Genomic DNA, 21,535 nt, shown 5'->3' with positions numbered 1-21,535 from the left:
ACCCCGACCGCCACGGCCGTCCCAAGCCGCTGCCCCGCCCAGCCGTCCGAGCTGGGCGGGGCAGCGGCTTGGGACGGCCGGGCGGGGTGGCCGAGTGGGCCGGACACGTCGGACGGCTGGGCGGCGTGGCTGGGTCCGGACGGCTCGGCGGGGCGGCCGCGTGGGGCGGTCACGTCGGACGGCCGCGTAGGGCGGCCACGCCGGGTGGCCAGGCGGCGTGGCCAGGTCGGACGGCTGGGCGAGGCAGCCGCGTCGGGCGGCCTGGCAGGGCAGCGGCGTCGGGTCGCCGTGTGGGACGGCCTGGCGAGGTGGCCGGGGCGGACGGCCTCGCGGGGCCGCCAGGGCGCGTGGCCGGAAGGTGTCGCGCAGGTGCGTCCCGGACCGGGGGCGGTCGGGAGATCATGGCGCATGCTTTCGGACGACTGGCACCTCACCCAAGACATCGACGGCTTCCTCGTCCTGGCGGGGGACTTCCTGCGCTCGCGCCCCGCCCTGCACAACATGACGTTGACGGACATCGAGAAGCTGCGCATACGCGGGGCGGCCGGACAGGACGCCGCGGCCCCGGTCCTCGGCCGGCTCGGGTCGGGGAGCGACCTCCGCGCGGTCTGCTACCTCACCCCGCGCGGCCGCCTGGGCCTCACGCCCCTCTCCGCCGGGCAGGCCGACACCCTCGCCGCCCACCTGGCCGGCCTCGGGCACGCGCCCGCCACCGTCATCGCGGACCACGACACCGCCGGCGCCTTCGCCGCGTCGTGGCAGCGGCACACGGGTGCGGCGCCGGTGCCCTTCTGGCGCACGCACCTCTACCGCCTCGGCACGCTCACCCCGCCGCGGCCGCACCCGGCGGGCCGGGCCCGCCCCACGGACGCGCGGGACCGCGAGCAGGTCGTGCGCTGGTGCCGTGAGTTCTGCGTCGACGTCGGGGAGCAGGCCTCCATCGACCTGATCGACGCCGGCTCCTGGGACGACTCGCGTTTCGGCGACCGGCACTTCACGTTCTGGGAGACCCCGGACGGCACGCCCGCCTCGATGGCCGCCGCGACCCCGGTCGTCGGCGGCGTGGTCCGGGTGGACCCCGTCTACACCCCGGCCCGCCTGCGGGGCCACGGCTACGCGGCCGCCGTGACGGCCGGGGTGAGCCGGGCGGCGGCGGCCGCGGGCGCCATGGAGGTCGTCCTGTTCACGGACCCCGGCAACCCCACCAGCAACGCCCTCTACCAGCGCATCGGCTACGTCCGCATCGCCGACTTCGCCGGCTACCGGTTCCCCTGACCGGACGACCGGACCTCAGTCCAGCCGCTTCGTCAGTGTGTACTCCGTGATCCCCGGCGGGTAGTCGGGGATCACGCACACCACCTCGTAGCCCTGCTTGCGGTAGAAGTCGGGGGCCTGGAAGTCCCACGTCTCCAGGCGGGCGGAGCGGCAGCCCCGCGACGACACGGCCAGCCGTTCCGCCCGGGAGAGCAGGTGCGAGCCCAGTCCCGTGCCGCGGTGGCGTCCGTCGACCCACAGATGGGCGACATGCAGCCAGGTCGCCCAGGTGTGCCCGACCAGGCCGCCCGCGATCCCGCCGTCCTGCGCCACCGCCCAGACCTGCAGCGGAACCTCCCGTTCATCAGGGGTTCCCCGCAGGGAACGCAGCACGGGTGAAGCCGCCGTGTTCGCCTCCCGCAGCCGGGACCGCAGGAATTGGCTGCGTTCTTTGTCGACTTCTGTCTCGATACGAAACATACGGCTCACCATAAACGTGCCGGTCAATCAGTTCTGCAAATCACCTTCCGCTCCCGGCGCCCAGCCGTACTCTGATGAGCAGCACCGGTGGGGGCCGGTGCCGATCAGGGGGCGAGACAGTCGGGTACGACGCCCGAAGTGGGGGTAGCAGTTCCAGCACGGCGGCGGCCGTGCGGCTGCGGCATCCCGTTTCCCGAGCTGACCCAGGGCTCGGGATCACCTCGGGCGCCGTACCTGCGCCGGTCCGTCCCCCGACCAGTGGGGGTTCAAGTGGTTCGCATCCGTGTTCTGGTCGTCGACGACCACCGTATCTTCGCCGAGTCGCTCGCCGCCGCCCTGGCCGCCGAGCCCGACGTCGACGTCTCCGCGGCGGGCAGCGGCCCGGCCGCGCTGCGCTGCCTGGAGCGGGCGGTCGCGGAAGGCCGCAGGTTCGACGTGCTGCTCGTCGACGCCGACCTCGGCGGCAACGTGCCGGGCGTCCGGCCGGCCGTGCCCGTGCACGACAACAACGAAGAGGGCCTGGTGGACGGCATCTCGCTGGTGGCGGGCGTCCGCTCGGGCCAGCCCGGTGTCCGCACGGTGGTCCTCGCCGAGAAGGACGATCCGCGGCGCGCGGCCCTCGCCCTGCAGGCGGGCGCCTCGGGCTGGGTCGCCAAGGACTGCTCGCTGTCCCGGCTGCTGACCGTCATCCGCGGGGTGCTGCGGGACGAGACGCATCTGCCGCCCGCCCTGCTCACCGGCGTGCTGCGGGAGCTGACCGCGGCCCGCAAGCATCGCACCGAGAGCGAGCGGCTGGTGGAGTCGCTCACGCCGCGCGAGCGCGAGGTGCTGCGGTGCATGGTGGCCGGGCTGGGGCGCAAGGCCGTCGCCGAGCGGCTGTTCCTCTCCCCGCACACGGTGCGCACCCACATGCAGAACGTGCTGGGGAAGCTGGGCGTCCACTCGACCCTGGCGGCCGTGGCGCTCGCCCGGCGCGCCGGGGTGGGGCCGGTCGACCTAACCGGGGATGTTGTCGAACGGGGCGGTCAACTGGCGTAGCAGCGCGGCCAGTTCGCCGCGCTGGGCCCGGCTGAGCTCCGCGAGGATCGCCCGCTCCTGGTCCAGGAGCCCGGCGAGGGCCTGGTCCGCGCGGTCGCGGCCCTCCCCGGTGAGGCGCACGAGGACGCCGCGGCGGTCGCTGGGGTCGGGCAGCCGCTCGACCAGGCCCTTCTTCGCCAGGCGGTCGATGCGGTTGGTCATCGTGCCCGAGGTGACGAGGGTCTGGGTGAGGAGCTGGCCGGGGGAGAGCTGGTACGGGGCCCCCGCGCGCCTCAGCGAGGTGAGCACGTCGAACTCCCAGGGCTCCAGGGCGTGCTCGGCGAACGCGATCCGGCGTGCGCGGTCCAGGTGCCGGGCGAGCCTGCTCACGCGGCTGAGCACCTCAAGTGGTTCCACGTCGAGGTCGGGGCGCTCCCGGCGCCATGCTGCGACCAGCCGATCGACCTCGTCCTCCATGGCGATCAGTGTAGTGGTTGTGTCGATGTGAAGTCTCTTGATGTGAAGTGTCTTGACGTCGAGATACTTGCGGTGTGAAGGTGGAGGCCTGTCCGCCCCGACCCGCACAGGAGGCTCCCGTGTCCGCCGCCACCTCTCCCACCTGGGACCCGGGCCAGTACCTGCGCCACGCCGGGCACCGCGCCCGCCCCTTCGCCGAGCTGCTCGGCCGCGTTCCCGCGCTGCCCCGCGACCCGGCCCGGATCGCCGACCTGGGGTGCGGGCCCGGCAACGTCACGGTCCAGCTCGCCGAGCGCTGGCCGACGGCGCACATCACGGGATACGACAACTCCCCGGAGATGCTGGCCCGCACCGATCAGTACGCGGGCCCGACCGCGCAGGGCGGCCGGCTCGACTTCGCCCACGCGGACCTGACCGGCTGGGTGCCGGGGCAGACGTACGACCTGATCGTGTCGAACGCGGCCCTCCAGTGGGTGCCGGGGCACCTGGAGGCGTTCGGGTCCTGGCTGGAGGCGCTCGCGCCGGGCGGCACCTTCGCCTTCCAGGTCCCGCACACCGTCGACGCGCCCCTGCACGCCCTGATGCGCGAGCTCGCCGGCTCCGTGCGCTGGAAGGACCGGCTGGAGGGGGTGCTGCGCCGCACGGATTCGGTCCACGAACCGCATGTCTACCTGGACCGGCTGGCACGGCTCGGGTGCGCGGCGGACGTCTGGGAGACGACGTACCTCCAGGTCCTGCAGGGCGAGGACGCGGTCCTCGACTGGTCCAAGGGCACGGGGCTGCGCCCCGTCCTCACGGCCCTCGCCGACGACCCGCAGGCCCGGGACGCCTTCACGACCGCATACCGCGACCTGCTCCGCACGGCCTACCCCCCGTCCCCGTACGGCACGGTCCTCCCGTTCCGCCGCCTGTTCGCGGTCGCCCACAAGACCGCGTAGGGCAGGCTCGGCTCACGTCTGTGGGGTCTGGCGGGTGCGGGCCTGGTGGCGGCGGGCCTTCAGGCGGTTTCCGCAGGTCTTCATCGAGCACCAGCGGGCGGTGTTGGCGCGGCTGCGGTCCAGCAGGAAGAGGCGGCACTCGGGGTTCCCGCACGGCCGCAGGCGGCCCGGCAGGCGCTCCTTCACGTCCGCCCACGCGAGCACCAGCTCCACCGCGAGCCTGCGCTCCAGCGGTACCCGCAGGTCCCACGCGATGCCCGACGCACCGGGCCGCGGGACCTTGCGGACGTCCGCGAGCAGCTCGTCCAGCAGGGGCTCCGCCGCTGCGTCCGGCGTGGGCGACTCCAGGGCCTGGAGCGCGTCGCGGGCCGTGCGCAGCCACCGGCGTTCCGTCTCGCCGCCCGTGCCGCCGTGGTCCTTCGCCCACGCGTCCAGTGCGCGGTCCTCGCCCCACAGGTCCCGGGGGCGGCCGTCCGTGACCGGGGTGCTGTTCAGCGCCTGCATCAAGGCTTCGTCGTCCAGCACGGGCCCGCCTCCTCCATCCGGCTAACTCCATCGGGGCGTTTGACAGGTTACTCCATGGGCGCTCTACTGGACGCGTCGGAGTAACCGTCAAAAGCCTTCGAAGGGGTTAGTCATGGTCGAGATCCGCCACCAGTACGCGACCGTGCGGGGCCACCGCGTCTTCTACCGCGAGGCGGGGCCCCGCGAAGCGCCCGCGCTCGTCCTCCTGCACGGGTTCCCCACCAGCTCGCGCATGTTCCGCCACCTCATCCCGGCGCTCGCCGACCGGTTCCGCGTCATCGCCCCCGACCACCTGGGCTTCGGCAACTCCGACGCCCCGCCCGCGGACGCCTTCACCTACACCTTCGACGCGCTGGCCGACGTCACCGCGGGCCTCCTGGAACAGCTCGGTGTCAGCCGCTACGCCGTGTACGTCCAGGACTACGGCGCGCCCGTCGGCTGGCGGCTGGCCCTGCGCGACCCCGACGCCGTCACCGCGGTGATCACGCAGAACGGCAACGCCTACGAGGAGGGCTTCGCCCCGGAATTCTGGGAGCCCGTCCGCGCGTACTGGGCGAACCCCGGCCCGCAGACCGAACCCGCCGTGCGGGCCGCGCTCTCCCTGGACGCCATCCGCTGGCAGTACCTGCACGGCGTGGACCGGCCCGAACTGGTCGACCCCGACACCTGGGCCGCCGACCACCGCGAGGTCAGCCGGCCGGGCAACGACCTCGTACAGCTGGCGCTGTTCGGCGACTACGCGAGCAACCCGCCCTTCTACCCCCGGCTGCACGCCTGGTTCCGGGAACGCCAGGTCCCGCTCCTGGCCGTCTGGGGCGCGGGCGACGAGATCTTCGGCCCCGACGGGGCGCGGGCCTTCGCCCGGGACCTGCCGGACGCGCAGATCCACCTGGTCCCCGGCGGCGGCCACTTCCTGCTCGAAAGCCACCTGGACACCGTCGCCGGATACATCCGCGGCTTCCTGACCGGTGGCGCCGTACCCGCGAAGAGCTAGTTCTTGCGGCGCCCTATCAGCCGCGGCTTCGCCTCCAGGCCGTCCAGGCCGTGCCAGGCCAGGTTCACCAGGTGGGCGGCCACCTCCGCCTTCTTGGGGCGGCGCACGTCCAGCCACCACTGGCCGGTCAGCGCGACCATGCCGACCAGGGCCTGGGCGTACAGGGGAGCCAGTTTCGGATCGAAGCCGCGGCGCTTGAACTCGCGGCCCAGGATGTCCTCCACCTGGGTGGCGATGTCCGAGATGAGGGACGCGAAGCTGCCCGTCGACTGGGGGATCGGGGAGTCGCGGACCAGGATGCGGAACCCGTCCGTGTACTCCTCGATGTAGTCCAGGAGCGCGAACGCCGCCTGCTCGCACAGCTCTCGCGGGTGCCCGGCCGTCAGCGAACTCGTCACCCCGTCGAGGAGCCGGCGCATCTCACGGTCCACCACCACCGCGTACAGCCCCTCCTTGCCGCCGAAGTGCTCGTAGACGACCGGCTTGGAGACACCGGCCTTCGCCGCGATCTCCTCCACCGACGTCGCCTCGAAACCCTTCTGGGCGAAGAGCGTGCGGCCGATCTCCAGCAACTGGGCCCGCCGCTCCGCACCGGTCATCCGGGTGCGGCGGACGCGCCGCGGCTTTTCATTGCTGGGTGCGCTGGAGTCGGCCACGCCGTCAATCATGCCGCCTCGGCGGTCTCCGCCTTGCGCCGGGCGCCCTTCCCGTCCGGGTTGCGGCGCGAATCGATACGCGAGCGTGACGGCCAGCGCACGTCGTAGGCCCAGCCGAACCGCTCGAACCAGCGGATCAGCCGCGCCGAGGAGTCCACCTGGCCGCGCTCCACACCGTGGCGCGCCGACGTCGGCTCCGCGTGGTGCAGGTTGTGCCACGACTCGCCGCACGACAGCACCGCCAGCCACCACACGTTGCCCGAGCGGTCGCGCGACTTGAAGGGCCGCTTGCCCACCGCGTGGCAGATCGAGTTGATCGACCAGGTCACGTGGTGCAGCAGCGCCACCCGCACCAGCGAACCCCAGAAGAAGCCCGTGAACGCGCCCCACCAGGACATCGTCACCAGACCGCCGATCACCGCGGGCAGCGCGATGGACAGCCCCGCCCACAGCAGGAACTGGCGGGAGATCGCACGCAGCGCCCCGTCCTTGATCAGGTCCGGCGCGTACTTCTCCTGCGGCGTCTGCTCCTCGTCGAACATCCATCCGATGTGCGCCCACCACAGGCCCTTCATCAGGGCCGGCACCGTCTCGCCGAAACGCCACGGCGAGTGGGGATCGCCCTCGGCGTCGGAGAACTTGTGGTGCTTGCGGTGGTCCGCCACCCAGCGCACCAGCGGACCCTCGACCGCCATGGACCCGGCGATGGCCAGCGCGATCCGCAGCGGACGCTTCGCCTTGAACGAACCGTGCGTGAAGTACCGGTGGAAACCGATCGTGATCCCGTGGCAGCCCAGGAAGTAGAAGAACGCCAGCAGACCGAGGTCCAGCCAGCTCACGCCCCAGCCCCAGGCCAGCGGAACCGCCGCCAGGACCGCCAGGAAGGGCACCGTGATGAAGAGGAGGAGCGTGAGCTGCTCGATCGAACGCTTGCGCTCACCGCCCAGCGTGGCGGAGGGGAGGGGGGAGTCGTTGTCGCGCGCCTTCGGGGCGTCGTCGATCACGTCGGAACCTGTGGGCATGGGGCGTCCCCTGGGGGGTCGAGGAGGGTGAGGGTGGCCGGTAAGCACGCTCGCGGATAGCCGGAAACAGCACCTACGGATGCGTAACCTACGGCGTCGTAAGTATGGCAGCGCKTTTCCCCGGGGCAAGAGCCCCAGAGACTGCGCGTCCGGATGGACACCTATCCTTGGTCTCGGTCGGACAGCGCGGTCCGCTCTGTTTCATTCCCGGATGCCCAGCCGCTGACGCGGCACGTGCCGCCTCGGGCTGACGGGTTCCCCTCCAGACGAGCTTCAACACTGCAAGGAGCCGCACCTGTGAGCAGTGCCGACGACCGGACGACGACAACCGGCAGTGAGTTGCGCACCGACATCCGCCGCCTCGGCGACCTGCTGGGCGAGACCCTCGTACGGCAGGAGGGACCCGAACTCCTCGAACTGGTCGAGAAGGTCCGCCACCTCACCCGGGAGGACGGCGAGGCCGCCGCCGAGCTGTTGCGCGGCACCGAACTGGAGACCGCGGCCAAGCTGGTCCGCGCCTTCTCCACCTACTTCCACCTCGCCAACGTCACCGAACAGGTGCACCGCGGCCGCGAACTGCGCGCCCGCCGCGCCGCCGAGGGCGGCCTCCTCGCCCGGACGGCCGACCGCCTCAAGGACGCCGACCCCGAACACCTGCGCGAGACCGTCGGGAACCTCAACGTCCGCCCCGTCTTCACCGCGCACCCCACCGAAGCGGCCAGACGCTCCGTCCTGAACAAGCTGCGCCGCATCGCCGCCCTGCTGGAGACCCCGGTCATCGAAGCCGACCGGCGCCGCTACGACACCCGTCTGGCCGAGAACATCGACCTGGTCTGGCAGACCGACGAACTGCGCGTCGTACGCCCCGAACCGGCCGACGAGGCCCGCAACGCCATCTACTACCTCGACGAACTCCACGCCGGCGCCGTCGGCGACGTCCTGGAGGACCTCACCGCCGAACTGGAACGCGTCGGCGTCCGCCTCCCCGACGACACCCGCCCCCTCACCTTCGGCACCTGGATCGGCGGCGACCGCGACGGCAACCCGAACGTCACCCCCCAGGTCACCTGGGACGTCCTGATCCTCCAGCACGAACACGGCATCAACGACGCGCTCGAACTGATCGACGAACTGCGCGGCTTCCTCTCCAACTCCATCCGCTACACCGGAGCCACCGAGGAACTCCTCGCCTCCCTGCGGCACGACCTGGAGCGGCTGCCCGAGATCAGCCCCCGCTACAAGCGCCTCAACGCCGAGGAGCCCTACCGCCTCAAGGCCACCTGCATCCGCCAGAAGCTGGAGAACACCAAGCTGCGCCTGGCCCGCGGCACCGCCCACGAGGACGGCCGCGACTACCTCGGCACCGCCGAACTGCTGCAGGACCTCACCCTCATCCAGACCTCGCTGCGCGAACACCGCGGCGCGCTGTTCGCCGACGGCCGCATGAACCGCACGATCCGCACCCTCGCCGCCTTCGGCCTGCAGCTCGCCACCATGGACGTACGCGAACACGCCGACGCCCACCACCACGCGCTCGGACAGCTCTTCGACCGCCTCGGCGAGGAGTCCTGGCGCTACGAGGACATGCCGCGCGAGTACCGGCACAAGCTCCTCGCCAAGGAACTGCGCTCCCGCCGGCCCCCCCCACCCCCGCCCCGCTGGACGCCGCCGGCGCCAAGACCCTCGGCGTCTTCGAGACCGTCAAGAAGGCCCTCCAGGTCTTCGGCCCCGAAGTCATCGAGTCGTACATCATCTCGATGTGCCAGGGCGCCGACGACGTCTTCGCCGCCGCCGTACTCGCCCGCGAGGCAGGCCTGCTCGACCTGCACGCCGGCTGGGCGAAGATCGGCATCGTGCCGCTCCTGGAGACCACCGACGAGCTCAAGGCCGCCGACACCATCCTGGAGGACATGCTCTCCGACCCGTCCTACCGGCGCCTCGTCGCGCTGCGGGGCGACGTCCAGGAAGTCATGCTCGGCTACTCCGACTCCTCCAAGTTCGGCGGCATCACCACCTCCCAGTGGGAGATCCACCGCGCCCAGCGCCGGCTGCGCGACGTCGCCCACCGCTACGGCGTACGCCTGCGCCTCTTCCACGGCCGCGGCGGCACCGTCGGCCGCGGCGGCGGCCCCTCGCACGACGCGATCCTCGCCCAGCCCTGGGGCACCCTGGAAGGCGAGATCAAGGTCACCGAACAGGGCGAGGTCATCTCCGACAAGTACCTCGTCCCCTCACTGGCCCGCGAGAACCTCGAACTGACCGTCGCGGCCACCCTCCAGGCGTCCGCGCTGCACACCTCCCCGCGCCAGTCCGACGAAGCGCTCGCCCGCTGGGACGCCGCCATGGACGTCGTCTCCGAGGCCGCCCACGCCGCCTACCGCCGGCTGGTCGAGGACCCGGACCTGCCGACCTACTTCCTCGCCTCCACCCCGGTCGACCAGCTCGCCGACCTGCACCTGGGCTCACGGCCCTCCCGCCGCCCCGGCTCCGGCGTCTCCCTCGACGGCCTGCGCGCCATCCCCTGGGTGTTCGGCTGGACCCAGTCCCGGCAGATCGTCCCCGGCTGGTTCGGCGTCGGCTCCGGCCTCAAGGCCCTGCGCGAAGCCGGCCTCGACAGCGTCCTGGACGAGATGCACGAACAGTGGCACTTCTTCCGCAACTTCGTCTCCAACGTCGAGATGACGCTCGCCAAGACCGACCTCAGGATCGCCCGCCACTACGTCGAGACCCTCGTCCCCGAGGAACTCCGGCACGTCTTCGCCACCATCGAGGCCGAACACGAACTGACCGTGCGCGAGGTGCTGCGCATCACCGGCGAACAGGAACTCCTGGACGCCCAGCCCGTGCTGAAGCAGACCTTCACCATCCGCGACGCCTACCTGGACCCGATCTCCTACCTCCAGGTGGCCCTCCTCAAGCGCCAGCGCGACGCCGTCGCGGCCGGCGCCGACCCCGACCCGCTGCTGGCACGCGCACTGCTCCTGACCGTCAACGGCGTGGCCGCGGGCCTGCGCAACACCGGCTGAGCCGGCACCACACCACGGAAAGAAGGGCGTCAGGGTCACCCCTGACGCCCTTCGTACGTCACAGCGCCAGGAACGCCGCCGTCACCAGCGCCAGACCCGCGCCGCCCAGCGCCCACCCCAGCCGGCTCCGGCCCAGACCACCCGCCACCACCACCGAGGCGAGCAGCAGGGCGCCGCCCAGCGGCACCCACGCGTAGAGCAGACCACCGGCACCCGCACGCACCACCTCGTCGGTGCCCGGCTTCACCACCACCGTGTACGTACGGCCCTCCTCCACGGCCACCGCGCCGTCGAGGACCACCCGCCCCCGCGCCGTGGAACCCACCGACACCGGCCGGTACGGACCCGAACAGCGCTCCTCGGAACACTCGGCGACCGTCATCGTGCCGCGCTCACGGCCCTTGGTCAGCATCACGTGCTGAGCGGTGCCCCACGAGGCCCGGACACCCGCCACCAGGATCAGCACCGCGACCGCGCCCATCACGGCCAGCCGCCCGAACCGCAGCGCCGCGACCGCCCTCCGGCGGGAGGCACGGGCATGAGCATGGGCGGGCATGGCCGCGATCCTTGGCCATGCCCCTGCGGTCGGTCAACTCCGGACCACCCCGGCAGGGCGACACCTCCCCAGATGTCAGGAGTTGTACGCCGACTGCGCCCGCTCCAGACCCTCCGCCACCAGGCACTCCACCGCGTCCGCCGCCCGGTCCACGAAGTAGTCCAGCTCCTTGCGCTCCGCCGACCCGAAGTCCTTCAGCACGAAATCGGCCACCTGCATACGCCCCGGCGGCCGGCCGATCCCGAACCGCACCCGGTGGTACTCCGCACCCATCGCCTTCGTCATCGACTTCAGGCCGTTGTGACCGTTGTCGCCGCCCCCCAGCTTCAGCCGCAGCACCCCGTAGTCGATGTCCAGCTCGTCGTGCACCGCCACCACATGCGCCGTCGGCACCTTGTAGAAGTCCCGCAGAGCCGTCACCGGACCACCCGACAGATTCATGTACGACATCGGCTTCGCCAGGACCACCCGCCGGCTCAGCGGCCCCGGCGGACCGATCCGCCCCTCCACCACCTGCGCCTGCGCCTTCCCGGCCCGCTTGAACTTCGCCCCCATCCGCCCCGCGAGCAGATCGGCCACCATGAACCCCACGTTGTGGCGGTTCATGGCGTACTCGGGGCCGGGATTGCCGAGCCCCACGATCAGCCAGGGGGCGTTTGGTTCCGTGGTCACGTCCGTCACTCCCATGGGTCCGGGACAGGCTGCTGCTGATTCGGTTCGGCGGATACGGCACCGGCCGCCGCCCCCAGGGGAGCGGCGGCCGGTCAACGATGAGTCCCGGACGGGATCAGGCCTCGGCGGACTCGTCGGACGCCTCGTCCGTGGTCTCCTCCGCCTGCGCGGCCAGGACCTGCAGCACGACCGCGTCCTCGTCGATCGCCAGCGTCGTGCCCTTGGGCAGCGGGATGTCCTTGGCGAGGATGGAGGCACCGGCCTCAAGGCCCTCGATCGAGACGGTGACCGACTCGGGGATGTGCGTCGCCTCGGCCTCGACCGTGAGCGTGCTCAGCACGTGCTCCAGCAGGTACGCGCCCGGGGCCAGCTCACCCTCGGTGTGCACGTAGACCTCGACGTTGACCTTCTCGCCGCTCTTCACCAGCAGCAGGTCGACGTGCTCCAGGAAACCCTTGATCGCGTCACGCTGGACGGCCTTCGGGATCGCCAGCTGCGACTTGCCGTCGATGTCCAGCGTCAGCAGGACGTTCGGGGTACGCAGGGCGAGCTGCAGCTCGTGGCCCGGCAGCGTGATGTGGACCGGGTCGCCACCGTGGCCGTACACGACGGCGGGAACCTTGTTCTCACGGCGGATGCGGCGCGCGGCACCCTTGCCGAACTCGGTGCGGGACTCGGCGGCGAGCTTGACCTCGGACATGGTCACTCCTCGTAGTACACGGAAAGCCTCAAGGGCCAGGGAAGGAAGTCACCCGGCCGAACCATCGGCCTGCTACGAAGAGCGCGTCGATAACGGACCGCCGTACAGAAAAGTACGGCCTCCCTCGCCGAGCAACTGTCACAGCTTACGCGGCGGGGAGGCCGTACAAGAAATCGATCTACCTCAGCGGTGCCTGCAGACCTACTACGCCTGCTCGTCGAAGAGGCTCGTCACCGAACCGTCCTGGAAGACCTCACGGACCGCGTTCGCGATCGTCGGCGCGATCGACAGCACCGTGATCTTGTCCAGCTCCAGCTCACCCGGCGTCGGCAGGGTGTCCGTGAACACGAACTCGCTCACCTTCGAAGACATCAGACGGTCCGCCGCCGGACCCGACAGCACCCCGTGCGTCGCCGTCACGATGACGTCCTCGGCGCCGTGCGCGAACAACGCGTCCGCCGCGGCGCAGATCGTGCCACCCGTGTCGATCATGTCGTCGACCAGGACACAGACCCGGCCCTCGACATCACCCACCACCTCGTGCACCGTCACCTGGTTCGCGACGTCCTTGTCACGCCGCTTGTGCACGATCGCCAGCGGCGCACCCAGACGGTCGCACCAGCGGTCCGCCACCCGCACCCGGCCGGCGTCCGGAGACACCACCGTCAGCTTCGAACGGTCCACCTTGTGACCCACGTAGTCCGCCAGCAGCGGCAGCGCGAACAGGTGGTCCACCGGGCCGTCGAAGAACCCCTGGATCTGGTCCGTGTGCAGATCCACCGTCAGCAGGCGGTCCGCACCCGCCGTCTTCAGCATGTCCGCCACCAGACGCGCCGAGATCGGTTCACGCCCCCGGTGCTTCTTGTCCTGCCGGGCGTAACCGTAGAACGGCATGATCACCGTGATGCTCCGGGCCGAAGCCCGCTTCAGAGCATCGATCATGATCAACTGCTCCATGATCCACTTGTTGATCGGAGCCGTGTGGCTCTGGATCAGGAAGCAGTCGGCGCCACGGGCCGACTCCTCGTAACGGACGTAGATCTCACCGTTCGCGAAGTCGAAGGCCTTCGTCGGGACGACCCCGACACCCAGCTCGTGGGCGACCTCCTCGGCAAGCTCGGGGTGGGCGCGGCCGGAGAAGAACATCATCTTCTTCTCGCCGGTCGTCTTGATCCCGGTCACAGCACTGTCTCCTCAGAGGTGTCTCAGCCGGATGTCCAGAGATGCTCTCAAGTGCGCTCTCGTGCTCCAGAGGCCCGTCTCGGCTGGATGTGCGGGTGTGCGACTACCACGGTACGCCGAGTCCGACCCGACCCTTTCCGGTCAGCTTTCGCCACCGGACTCCCGGATCGTCGCCTCCGCGGCCTTCGCGGCGGCACTCCCCGGACGCTTACGGGCCACCCAACCCTCGATATTCCTTTGCTGGCCACGGGCCACGGCCAGCGAACCGGGCGGCACATCCTTCGTGATCACGGACCCCGCGGCGGTGTACGCGCCGTCCCCGATCGTGACAGGAGCCACAAACATGTTGTCCGAACCCGTCTTGCAGTGCGACCCCACCGTCGTGTGGTGCTTGGCCTCACCGTCGTAGTTGACGAACACGCTCGCCGCCCCGATGTTCGAGTACTCGCCGATCGTCGCGTCCCCCACGTACGACAGATGGGGAACCTTCGTCCCCTCACCGATCGTGGAGTTCTTCGTCTCCACGTACGTACCCACCTTCGACCGCAGCCCGAGCCGGGTACCGGGACGCAGGTACGCATACGGGCCCACGTTCGCCTCGGGACCGATCTCCGCGCCGTTCGCGACCGTGTTGTCCACCCGCGCGCCCGCACCCACCCTGGTGTCGTTCAGACGGGTGTGCGGGCCGACCTCGGCACCCTCGGCCAGATGGGTCGCACCCTGGAGCTGGGTGCCCGGATGCACGATCGCGTCCCGCTCGAACGTCACCGTCACATCGACCCACGTCGACGCCGGGTCGACCACGGTCACACCCGCCAGCATCGCCTCCCGCAGCAGACGGTCGTTGAGGATGCGGCGCGCCTCCGACAACTGCACCCGGTTGTTGATGCCGGCGATCTCACGGTGGTCGTCCGCCACCGCGGCACCCACCCGGTGCCCGGCCTCCCGCAGGATGCCCAGCACGTCCGTCAGGTACTCCTCACCCTGACTGTTGTCCGTGCGCACCTTGCCGAGCGCGTCCGCGAGCAGCTGCCCGTCGAACGCGAAGACACCCGAGTTGATCTCACGGATCGCACGCTGGGAGTCCGAGGCGTCCTTGTGCTCCACGATCGCCGTCACCGCCCCCGAGGCGCCGTCGCGCACGATCCGGCCGTATCCGGTCGCGTCCGGCACCTCGGCGGTCAGCACCGTGACCGCGTTGCCGTCGCCGGTGTGCGTCGCGGCCAGCTTGCGCAGGGTCGCACCGGTCAGCAGCGGGGTGTCGCCGCAGACGACCACCACCGTGCCGTCCACGACCCCGCCCAGCTCCTCCAGGCCCATCCGCACGGCGTGCCCCGTGCCGTTCTGCTCGGCCTGCACGGCGGTCCGCACACCCGGCGCGGTCTCGGCGAGGTGCGCGGTGACCTGCTCCCGGGCGTGGCCCACGACGACGACCAGGTTCTCGGGGGCCAACTCGCCGGAGGCGGCGAGCACATGACCGACGAGGGAACGGCCGCAGAGCTCGTGCAGGACCTTGGGTGTGGCCGATTTCATACGGGTGCCCTCACCCGCTGCGAGAACGACGACGGCTGCGGGTGGGGTCTCCCCTGCTCCGGAGCCGAGAGCTTGGGGAAGGTTGGCGCTCACGGATATGCCCTTCGGCTTCTGGTGTCTGGGACATCCGCAGGATACCGGGGCGTTTCGGGGACGACATGGGAGCGGGCCCCGACAGTGCTGTCGGGGCCCGGACCTGGGTGGCTCCCGGGGAAGGAATCGAACCCTCATTCAACGGACCAAAACCGTTTGTCCTGCCTTTAGACGACCCGGGATGGTCGGCGCCTTATGTCCGATTTTCGTGATCGGCCTCGCGCGCGGACAACACTATGCCGTACCAGGACCCTTCGATGCGACGGTACAAGTCGGCGCTCTTGGAAACGCGAACCACGAGGCAGCCCCGGTAGTCCTCGCCGGTGTTCTTCCGGTTGGTCCTGGGGTTGTGCTTCTTCAGCGTGGTCTTGCCGAACGCCGCCGCGTCGGCACCGACGAGGTCGGCCCAGAAGCGCTCGGCGCCTTCCACATCGCCCGTTTCGTGGATGTGGACGTGGAATCGCATCTGGTCGGCGGTCACGCCTACCAGCCGAAGCCACGCCATGAAGACCTCGATCACGCGGGGGTCGCTATTGATGAGCGTGACCCGCTCCTGAGGGTTGTGGGGCTTGCTCTTGGAGCCCTCCGCCCAGTAAAGGGCGACGCCGACCAGGAACAGCTCGCGGTCGGACATGCGGCCGACGCCGTCGGCGGCAGCTGTCCTGACCCGGTCGCGCTCCTCCTCGCGCAGCCGCATCGTGACCTCCCAGCCGCGCTTGGCGATCGCCGAAGCCTCCTCCCGGGTCCGCTTGGGTCGTTCCGGCTTCGGCAGGTCCCTCACCCACAGTGAGATCGAGCCCTTTGAGCAGCCCAGTTCGGCCTGGATGCGGTCGTACGTCCAGCCCTGGAGGCGCAGCTCCCGGGCGCGCGCCCGGAGGTCGTCCTTCGCGCGTGGGCGTTTCGTCCAGTCCGGGGGCGGTTCGCCCTCCAGAAGGCGGTTGAGGAGGTCGTTGTTGTGGATCTGCAGCCGGTCGCGGATCTGGCGGCGGCTGAGGCCGGTCCGGCGCAGGGCGAGCGCCTGCTCCCGTAGTCCTTCGAAGTCCGCGTACTTGCCCCGTGAATGTTCCATGGGCATACCGTCCGGCGGAATACGGGCTTCCGGGGTCGAACGGGCAGCGATTCAGCAGTTCGAGGGATAGCGGGCCGTTTCGCTTCTGTTCGATTGCGGCGAGTGGTGTGGACCGGTCCGGGAAACTCACCGGAAACGGGGCGGGGGGCAATCGTAGGCTGGAGGCATGACCACGACGGGGGAAGACCACACCGCGGCCCTGACCGGGCCCTGGTGGTGGGCGAGGTGGCGCAGTGCGGTGCTCGACGGGAGTCTCGCGCTGGTGTCGTCGGTGGAATGTGCGACGGAGGGGTTCCCGTTCGCGGACGCGGCCGGTGTGCCGGTGCCCGTGGGGATGCTGTTCGGGGCGGTCGCCGGCTCCGTGCTGCTGTTCCGGCGGCGGTGGCCGATCGCCGTCGTCCTGGTGTCGATCGCCATCACGCCCGCCCAGATGGGGTTCCTGATGGGGCTCGTCGGGCTGTACACGCTGGCGGCGTCGGAGCTGCCCCGGCGGATCATCGGGGCGCTCGCGGGCATGTCGATGGTGGGGATGCTCATCGTCACCTACGTGCGTGCGCACCAGGGGATGGTGCGGGGCGACGTGGCGCCGCTGGGGGACTGGTTCGTGCCCTTCGTGTCGATCACCACCTCGCTGGGGATGACGGCGCCGCCGGTGCTCCTCGGTCTGTACGTGGGTGCCCGGCGCCGGCTGATGGAGAGCCTGCGGGAGCGGGCGGACTCGCTGGAGCGGGAGCTGCAGCTGCTGGCGGAGCGTGCCGAGGAGCGGGCGGAGTGGGCGCGCAACGAGGAGCGGACCCGGATCGCCCGTGAGATGCACGACGTGGTCGCGCACCGGGTGAGTCTGATGGTGGTGCACGCGGCGGCGTTGCAGGCGGTGGCCCGCAAGGATCCCGAGAAGGCCGTGAAGAACGCCTCGCTGGTGGGGGACATGGGCCGTCAGGCCCTGACCGAGCTGCGCGAGATGCTGGGTGTGCTGCGCAGGACCGACGGGGCGGTGCCGGGGTCGGTGTACTCGTCCGCGCCGGTGCAGGCGGTGCCGCTGGCGGCGGTGGGGGCCGCGGCGGCCGCCGCGGCGGCCGCGTCGCGGGAGGCTGAGGAGGAGTCGGGGGAGGGGCCCTGCCTCGACGACCTGGAGGAGCTGGTGGGGCAGTCCGCGGCCGCGGGGATGGTCGTCGACCTCTCGGTGGAGGGGAAGGCGCGGGTGTACGCGGCGACGGTGGAGCAGACCGCCTACCGGGTGGTGCAGGAGGCGTTGACCAACGTCCACAAGCATGCGGCGGGGGCGAAGACGCGGGTGCGGCTGGCCCATCGGGGGGCGGAGATAGCGATGCAGGTGGAGAACGGGCCGCCGCCCGAGCCGGGGGCCGCGTCCGACGCCCGGCTGCCCAGTGGGGGGAACGGGCTGGTGGGGATGAAGGAGCGGGTCGTCGGTCTCGGCGGGGTGTTCGTGTCCGGGCCGACGGACGCGGGCGGGTTCCGGGTGTCGGCGGTCATCCCGGCCGGGGGCTGACCGGCCGGGGTGACTGGTCAGGGGCGACCGGTCGGGGCGGGCCGTCGCGCGGCGGTGCTCGCCGCGCCCACGTCCGTGCCTGCCGTGCCCGTGCCGGCCCAACCGCCCGTGCCCGCTCAGCCCGCCGTCAGGCGTACCGGTTCCCGGCCCGCGACGAGGGTGGTCAGGGCCTGGTCGACGTCGGCGCCGAGGTACCAGTCGCCGGTGTGGTCCAGCATGTAGACGCGGCCCTCCGCGTCGATGGCCAGCAGGGCCTTGCTGTCGGTCTCCTCGCCGAGGGGGGCGACCTCGGTGTCCAGGGCCCTGCCGAGGTCGGCGAGGGTGCGGGCCATGTGCAGCCCGTGCAGGGGGTCCAGGTGCAGGGGCGAGGGGGCGATCTGCCGGCCGGACTCGATGGTGGTGACGCGGAGCCCGCCGAACTCCGCCCACGCCTCCACCGCGGCCGGGAAGACGGCGTGGCGGTGTCCGCCCGCGGACTCGTGGTCGCGCAGGGTGTCGGCCCAGAACTCGGCCTGCCTTATGTCCCAGCGGCCGGGCCGCCAGCCGGCGGAGCGCAGCGCCGCGTCGACCGGCACGGAGAAGCGGGKGGTGGAGGTGGCGGCGGTGCGGTCGGTGTGCATCGGCCCTTCGCGATCGTTGTGGGCCGCCGCCGTGGTGCCGGCGGCGGACTTCTTCGAGTGGCGCCGGTCGCGCCCTCGTGCGGCGGGAGGCCCCGGTTCAGTCCTCCTGTGCGGTCGGGTCGACGACGCGTACGCCGAAGTGGGCGCTGAGCGCCGTGCAGGAGCGGCAGGGCGGCGCGTAGCTGCCGTGCAGCGGGTCGCCGTCCTCGCGGATGCGGCGGGCGGTGAGTTTGGCCTGCTTGAGGGACTTGCGGGCCTCGCCGTTGGTCATGGGCTTGCGGGCGGCGCGCTTGGAGCGGGCGGCGTCGGCGGCGGTGAGGTGGCGGGAGATGAGGATGGCCTCGGCGCAGCGGCCGGTGAACCGGTCGCGCTGTCCGCTCGTGAGGGTGTCCAGGAAGTCCTGTACGAGGGGGTGCAGGGGCGGTGGTTGGTCGCCGCGGCCCGCGGTGCCGGTGAGGGTGGTGCCGCGGACGGAGAGGGCGGCGGCGATGGTGGGCAGTATGCCGTCGCGCCGGTGCAGGAGGACGGGGGCGGCGGGCAGCTCGGAGCTGCTCCAGCCGACCCGCGGATCCCCTGAGGTGTCCGTCTGCGTCACGCTCATGTCCTGTTCCTCCCCATACTGCATCCCCCGGTGCTCCGACAGAGTGCCAAACTCCGTGCCGCGTGCGGTAGCTGGGGCGGTGCGACACGCGAGGTCTTCGTCTCACGGTCACGGCTCGATGACGGCAGGTCACGGAAGTGGAGGGGCCTTGGCCGGTGGGGGCCGGAGGCCCGGTGACCGGTGTCGCTCCACCGCATAGGCTGTCGGCATCCGCGATCCTTCAGAACGCCGCAGGGGGCAACCGTCATGACGACAGGTCGGCTCGGGCAACAGGCCGCGCCGCCGAACGCGGCCTACACCGGGCAGGTCGTGCACTTCCCGGATCCGGTCCGGGCGGCACGTCACCCGGGAGGGGTACGTGTCGACGAGGCGGGTTACCCGGACTTCTCGTCGTACGCGCGGGCGGCCGCCGAGATCGCCGAGCCGCCCGAGGGGTTCGGGGTGGACGAGCTGCGGCTGACGGACTACGTGTCGGCGAACGCCGCCCTGGCGGCGTCCGGGCACGCGTTGTGGGACACGGTCCCGGCGGTGGCGACGCCGCACGGCTGGACCTGGCACCACGTGCCGCGCACGCGCCGGCTGGAGCTGGTGCCGGTCGAGGTGAAGGCGCTGCTGCGCCACCACGGTGGGCTGGCGACCGCGGCCGTCGACCAGGACAAGCGGGGCACCCGGCCGCTGCAGGAGACCCGGCCCGCGCACTTCGGGCTGCCGAAGGCGGCGGTCGCGGTGACCGAGCAGCAGGTGCTGGGCGTCGAGGAGGACCTCGGGTACCGGCTGCCCGGGGCGTACCGTTCCTTCCTGAAGGCGGCGGGCGGGTGCGCCCCGGTGGGGGCGGCACTGGACGCCGAGTTGGGGCTGCTGGTCGACCAGCCGTTCTTCACGGTGCGGGACGAGGCGGCGGTCAACGACCTCGTGTACGTGAACAAGTGCCTGCGGGACCACCTCACCAAGGACTACCTGGGGGTCGCCTTCGTGCAGGGCGGGCTGCTGGCGGTGAAGGTGAAGGGCGACCGGATCGGCTCGGTGTGGTTCTGCGCGTACGACGACGCGCGGGACCAGGACGCGTGGGCGCCGGCGGAGCGCGTGCAGCGGCTGCTGCTGCCCTGCGGTGACGACTTCGACCAGTTCCTGTCCCGGCTCGCGGGCAATCCGCCCGAGCTGGAGACGGTGGCGAACCTGATGGTGGACGGCGGCTTCGCGCACGCCGTGCCGGTGTCCGCCGTGTCTTCGGTGGGGGAGTGAGCGTCCGATGGTGACCTTCGCGCAGGCGCAGGAGCGCGCGGAAGAGTGGATCAACGGGGACGTCCCCGGCTACCAGCACCGTGAGGTGCGGGTGCGGGAGTTCGACCTCGGGTTCGTGGTGTGGGCGGAGGACCGGGCCGAGGGTCCGCGTTCCGACGGCGGTGCCCAGCGGCTGGTGATCGCGCGGGACAGCGGGGAGGCCACGCTGTGGCCCGCGCTGCCGGTGGGTGAGGTGATCCGCCGGTACGAGGAGGAGTACGGGCTGTCGGCGCAGGCGCCCGACGCGGCGCCGGCGCCGCCCGCCCGGGTGGACCTGAACCAGACGTCGTTCCTGCTGACTCCGCCGGAGTGGCTGCAGGAGGCGGCGGACCGGATGGGGATCCCGGACCACCGGGACCGTACGTCCGGCGGTGCGGCGGCCGGGGCCCGTCCCGGCGCCGCGGTGGGCGACGCGGTTCCCTCCGCGGGTGCGGCCGCTCCGGCCGACGCCGTGCCGGGGGAGCCCGCGGTCGAGCCCGCCGACGCGGTGCCGGTGGCGGACGCGGCTCCCGCCGGGCCGGGGGGTGCGGGCGGTCCGCTGCCCGAGACGCTGCCGGGTCCCGGTGTCGGTCCGTCCGCGCCGTCCGGTGCGGGGGCGCCCGCCGCTCGGGGCGCGGGTACGGCGTGGCCCGCGGCCGGCGGGGACCCGTCCGGTGGTGCGCCGCCCGCGGACGCGACGCCGTGGGCGGGTACCGACACCAACGCCGAGCCGGGCGAGGACCGTTCGGTGCCGCTGCCCGTGACGGTGTACGCGCCGCAGATCCGCGATGTCGGGGACGAGGGCGCGCCGCCCGCGCCGGGGACGGCGCCCGAGGCCAGGACCAAGCTGATCTCGGGCGGCAGCCGGCTCCCGCAGACGGCGGTCGCGCCCGCGCTGGACACGCCGCAGTCGCCCGCCTTCCCGCAGGGCACCCCTCCGCAGAGCACCGCCCCGCAGGGGGCGCCGGCGCCCGGTGCGGGTGCCGGGCCCGGGACGCCGCCTCCGGGCGCGCCCCCGTACGGCGGTCCGCAGGGTGCGCCGCAGCAGCCGCCCGCTCCCGCCCCCGTCGCGCCGCAGACGCCGCCCGCGCCGAGTGCGCCGGGCCGGCCGCTGCCGCCCGACGCCGGTGACATCGCGGACGCCGCGACCAGCAAGGCGCAGGCTCCGCCGCGCGGCGCGCGCGGTGCGGGCGCGCCCGGTACGCCGCCGCCCCCCGGGGCGCCCGGTACGCCGGGTGTGCGGCCGGGCGGTCCGCCGCCCGCGTCCGGGCCCGGTGCGCCGGGCGCCCCGGCCGGCGGGTACGTGCCGACGCAGCTCGTCTCGCAGCTCGGCTCGGACGGGCCCGAGGG

At 72.0% G+C, this 21,535-nt stretch carries 19 protein-coding genes, 1 tRNA gene and 2 pseudogenes; 8 read left to right on the top strand and 14 right to left on the bottom strand.

Features of this window, described 5'->3' with window-relative positions; genetic code table 11:
• Positions 1 to 408: 408 nt before the first annotated feature.
• Positions 409 to 1,275, top strand: a complete 867-nt coding sequence (locus tag FGF04_RS29340; protein WP_149514310.1) for a GNAT family N-acetyltransferase — start codon at positions 409 to 411, stop codon at positions 1,273 to 1,275.
• A 15-nt stretch (positions 1,276 to 1,290) separates the two neighbouring features.
• Here the strand turns inward: FGF04_RS29340 and FGF04_RS29335 are convergent, their stop codons facing one another.
• The gene (locus FGF04_RS29335; protein WP_149514309.1) at positions 1,291 to 1,746 is read right to left on the bottom strand and encodes a GNAT family N-acetyltransferase; all 456 of its coding nucleotides are present in this window, start codon (positions 1,744 to 1,746) and stop codon (positions 1,291 to 1,293) included.
• Positions 1,747 to 2,004: 258 nt separating this feature from the next.
• On the opposite strand from FGF04_RS29335, the gene FGF04_RS29330 reads away from it, so the two are divergent.
• Positions 2,005 to 2,772: a LuxR C-terminal-related transcriptional regulator gene (locus tag FGF04_RS29330; protein WP_149514308.1), complete on the top strand. Its 768-nt coding sequence runs from the start codon at positions 2,005 to 2,007 to the stop codon at positions 2,770 to 2,772.
• Here FGF04_RS29330 and FGF04_RS29325 read toward each other — a convergent pair.
• On the bottom strand, positions 2,731 to 3,228 hold the full coding sequence (locus tag FGF04_RS29325) for a MarR family winged helix-turn-helix transcriptional regulator (protein WP_149514307.1): 498 nt from the start codon (positions 3,226 to 3,228) through the stop codon (positions 2,731 to 2,733). The genes FGF04_RS29330 and FGF04_RS29325 overlap by 42 nt on opposite strands.
• 119 nt (positions 3,229 to 3,347) lie before the next feature.
• Here FGF04_RS29325 and FGF04_RS29320 point away from each other — a divergent pair, with 119 nt between their 5' ends.
• Entirely contained in the window at positions 3,348 to 4,166 is an 819-nt protein-coding gene (locus FGF04_RS29320) for a trans-aconitate 2-methyltransferase (protein WP_149514306.1), read from the top strand.
• Positions 4,167 to 4,178: 12 nt separating this feature from the next.
• On the opposite strand, the gene FGF04_RS29315 is transcribed toward FGF04_RS29320, so the two are convergent.
• Positions 4,179 to 4,691 carry a CGNR zinc finger domain-containing protein gene (locus tag FGF04_RS29315; RefSeq protein WP_235882549.1) on the bottom strand — a complete coding sequence of 171 codons (513 nt, stop codon included), beginning with the start codon at positions 4,689 to 4,691 and terminating at the stop codon, positions 4,179 to 4,181.
• 112 nt (positions 4,692 to 4,803) lie between these two features.
• On the opposite strand from FGF04_RS29315, the gene FGF04_RS29310 reads away from it, so the two are divergent.
• Positions 4,804 to 5,685: an alpha/beta fold hydrolase gene (locus FGF04_RS29310; RefSeq protein ID WP_149514305.1), complete on the top strand. Its 882-nt coding sequence runs from the start codon at positions 4,804 to 4,806 to the stop codon at positions 5,683 to 5,685.
• On the opposite strand, the gene FGF04_RS29305 is transcribed toward FGF04_RS29310, so the two are convergent.
• Both FGF04_RS29305 and FGF04_RS29300 read right to left on the bottom strand, forming a co-directional pair.
• A complete protein-coding gene (locus FGF04_RS29305) occupies positions 5,682 to 6,353 on the bottom strand; it encodes a TetR/AcrR family transcriptional regulator (RefSeq protein ID WP_149514304.1) in 672 nt (223 codons plus the stop codon). The two genes, FGF04_RS29310 and FGF04_RS29305, sit on opposite strands and share 4 nt — an antisense overlap.
• Positions 6,350 to 7,363 carry an acyl-CoA desaturase gene (locus tag FGF04_RS29300; RefSeq protein ID WP_149514303.1) on the bottom strand — a complete coding sequence of 338 codons (1,014 nt, stop codon included), beginning with the start codon at positions 7,361 to 7,363 and terminating at the stop codon, positions 6,350 to 6,352. The genes FGF04_RS29305 and FGF04_RS29300 overlap by 4 nt, the downstream gene beginning before the upstream one ends.
• Positions 7,364 to 7,660: 297 nt before the next feature.
• On the opposite strand from FGF04_RS29300, the pseudogene ppc reads away from it, so the two are divergent.
• Positions 7,661 to 10,389, top strand: a pseudogene (gene ppc, locus FGF04_RS29295) (phosphoenolpyruvate carboxylase).
• Between the two features lie 58 nt (positions 10,390 to 10,447).
• On the opposite strand, the gene FGF04_RS29290 reads toward ppc, so the two are convergent.
• From FGF04_RS29290 to FGF04_RS29260, 7 genes are all read right to left on the bottom strand, one after another.
• Entirely contained in the window at positions 10,448 to 10,945 is a 498-nt protein-coding gene (locus tag FGF04_RS29290; protein WP_149514302.1) for a hypothetical protein, read from the bottom strand.
• Between the two features lie 75 nt (positions 10,946 to 11,020).
• Positions 11,021 to 11,632: an aminoacyl-tRNA hydrolase gene (gene pth / locus FGF04_RS29285; RefSeq protein ID WP_149514301.1), complete on the bottom strand. Its 612-nt coding sequence runs from the start codon at positions 11,630 to 11,632 to the stop codon at positions 11,021 to 11,023.
• A 100-nt stretch (positions 11,633 to 11,732) separates the two neighbouring features.
• Positions 11,733 to 12,317: a 50S ribosomal protein L25/general stress protein Ctc gene (locus tag FGF04_RS29280; RefSeq protein ID WP_149514300.1), complete on the bottom strand. Its 585-nt coding sequence runs from the start codon at positions 12,315 to 12,317 to the stop codon at positions 11,733 to 11,735.
• A gap of 204 nt (positions 12,318 to 12,521) precedes the next feature.
• On the bottom strand, positions 12,522 to 13,499 hold the full coding sequence (locus FGF04_RS29275; protein ID WP_149514299.1) for a ribose-phosphate diphosphokinase: 978 nt from the start codon (positions 13,497 to 13,499) through the stop codon (positions 12,522 to 12,524).
• A gap of 141 nt (positions 13,500 to 13,640) precedes the next feature.
• Positions 13,641 to 15,125 carry a bifunctional UDP-N-acetylglucosamine diphosphorylase/glucosamine-1-phosphate N-acetyltransferase GlmU gene (gene glmU, locus FGF04_RS29270; RefSeq protein WP_149514298.1) on the bottom strand — a complete coding sequence of 495 codons (1,485 nt, stop codon included), beginning with the start codon at positions 15,123 to 15,125 and terminating at the stop codon, positions 13,641 to 13,643.
• Between the two features lie 108 nt (positions 15,126 to 15,233).
• Positions 15,234 to 15,307: transfer RNA gene (locus FGF04_RS29265), tRNA-Gln, on the bottom strand.
• Positions 15,308 to 15,318: 11 nt separating this feature from the next.
• Positions 15,319 to 16,194, bottom strand: coding sequence for a hypothetical protein (locus tag FGF04_RS29260; RefSeq protein WP_149514438.1), 876 nt, complete (start codon positions 16,192 to 16,194; stop codon positions 15,319 to 15,321).
• Positions 16,195 to 16,360: 166 nt separating this feature from the next.
• Here FGF04_RS29260 and FGF04_RS29255 point away from each other — a divergent pair, with 166 nt between their 5' ends.
• The gene (locus tag FGF04_RS29255; protein WP_149514297.1) at positions 16,361 to 17,704 is read left to right on the top strand and encodes a sensor histidine kinase; all 1,344 of its coding nucleotides are present in this window, start codon (positions 16,361 to 16,363) and stop codon (positions 17,702 to 17,704) included.
• A gap of 116 nt (positions 17,705 to 17,820) precedes the next feature.
• Here the strand turns inward: FGF04_RS29255 and FGF04_RS29250 are convergent, their stop codons facing one another.
• A complete protein-coding gene (locus FGF04_RS29250; protein WP_149514296.1) occupies positions 17,821 to 18,324 on the bottom strand; it encodes an SUKH-3 domain-containing protein in 504 nt (167 codons plus the stop codon).
• Positions 18,325 to 18,421: 97 nt separating this feature from the next.
• Positions 18,422 to 18,925: a YwqJ-related putative deaminase gene (locus FGF04_RS29245; protein ID WP_149514295.1), complete on the bottom strand. Its 504-nt coding sequence runs from the start codon at positions 18,923 to 18,925 to the stop codon at positions 18,422 to 18,424.
• Positions 18,926 to 19,171: 246 nt separating this feature from the next.
• Between FGF04_RS29245 and FGF04_RS29240 the strand changes: the two genes are divergently transcribed.
• Positions 19,172 to 20,167, top strand: a complete 996-nt coding sequence (locus FGF04_RS29240) for an SMI1/KNR4 family protein (protein ID WP_149514294.1) — start codon at positions 19,172 to 19,174, stop codon at positions 20,165 to 20,167.
• Positions 20,168 to 20,174: 7 nt separating this feature from the next.
• Positions 20,175 to 21,535, top strand: a pseudogene (locus tag FGF04_RS29235) (SUKH-4 family immunity protein); the annotation flags it as partial.

Origin of the sequence: Streptomyces apricus, from assembly GCF_008369065.1 — a bacterium.
Classification (GTDB): domain Bacteria; phylum Actinomycetota; class Actinomycetes; order Streptomycetales; family Streptomycetaceae; genus Streptomyces; species Streptomyces apricus.
Note: the sequence above shows the minus strand (reverse complement) of the source record. Positions and strands in the feature narration are given on the sequence as shown.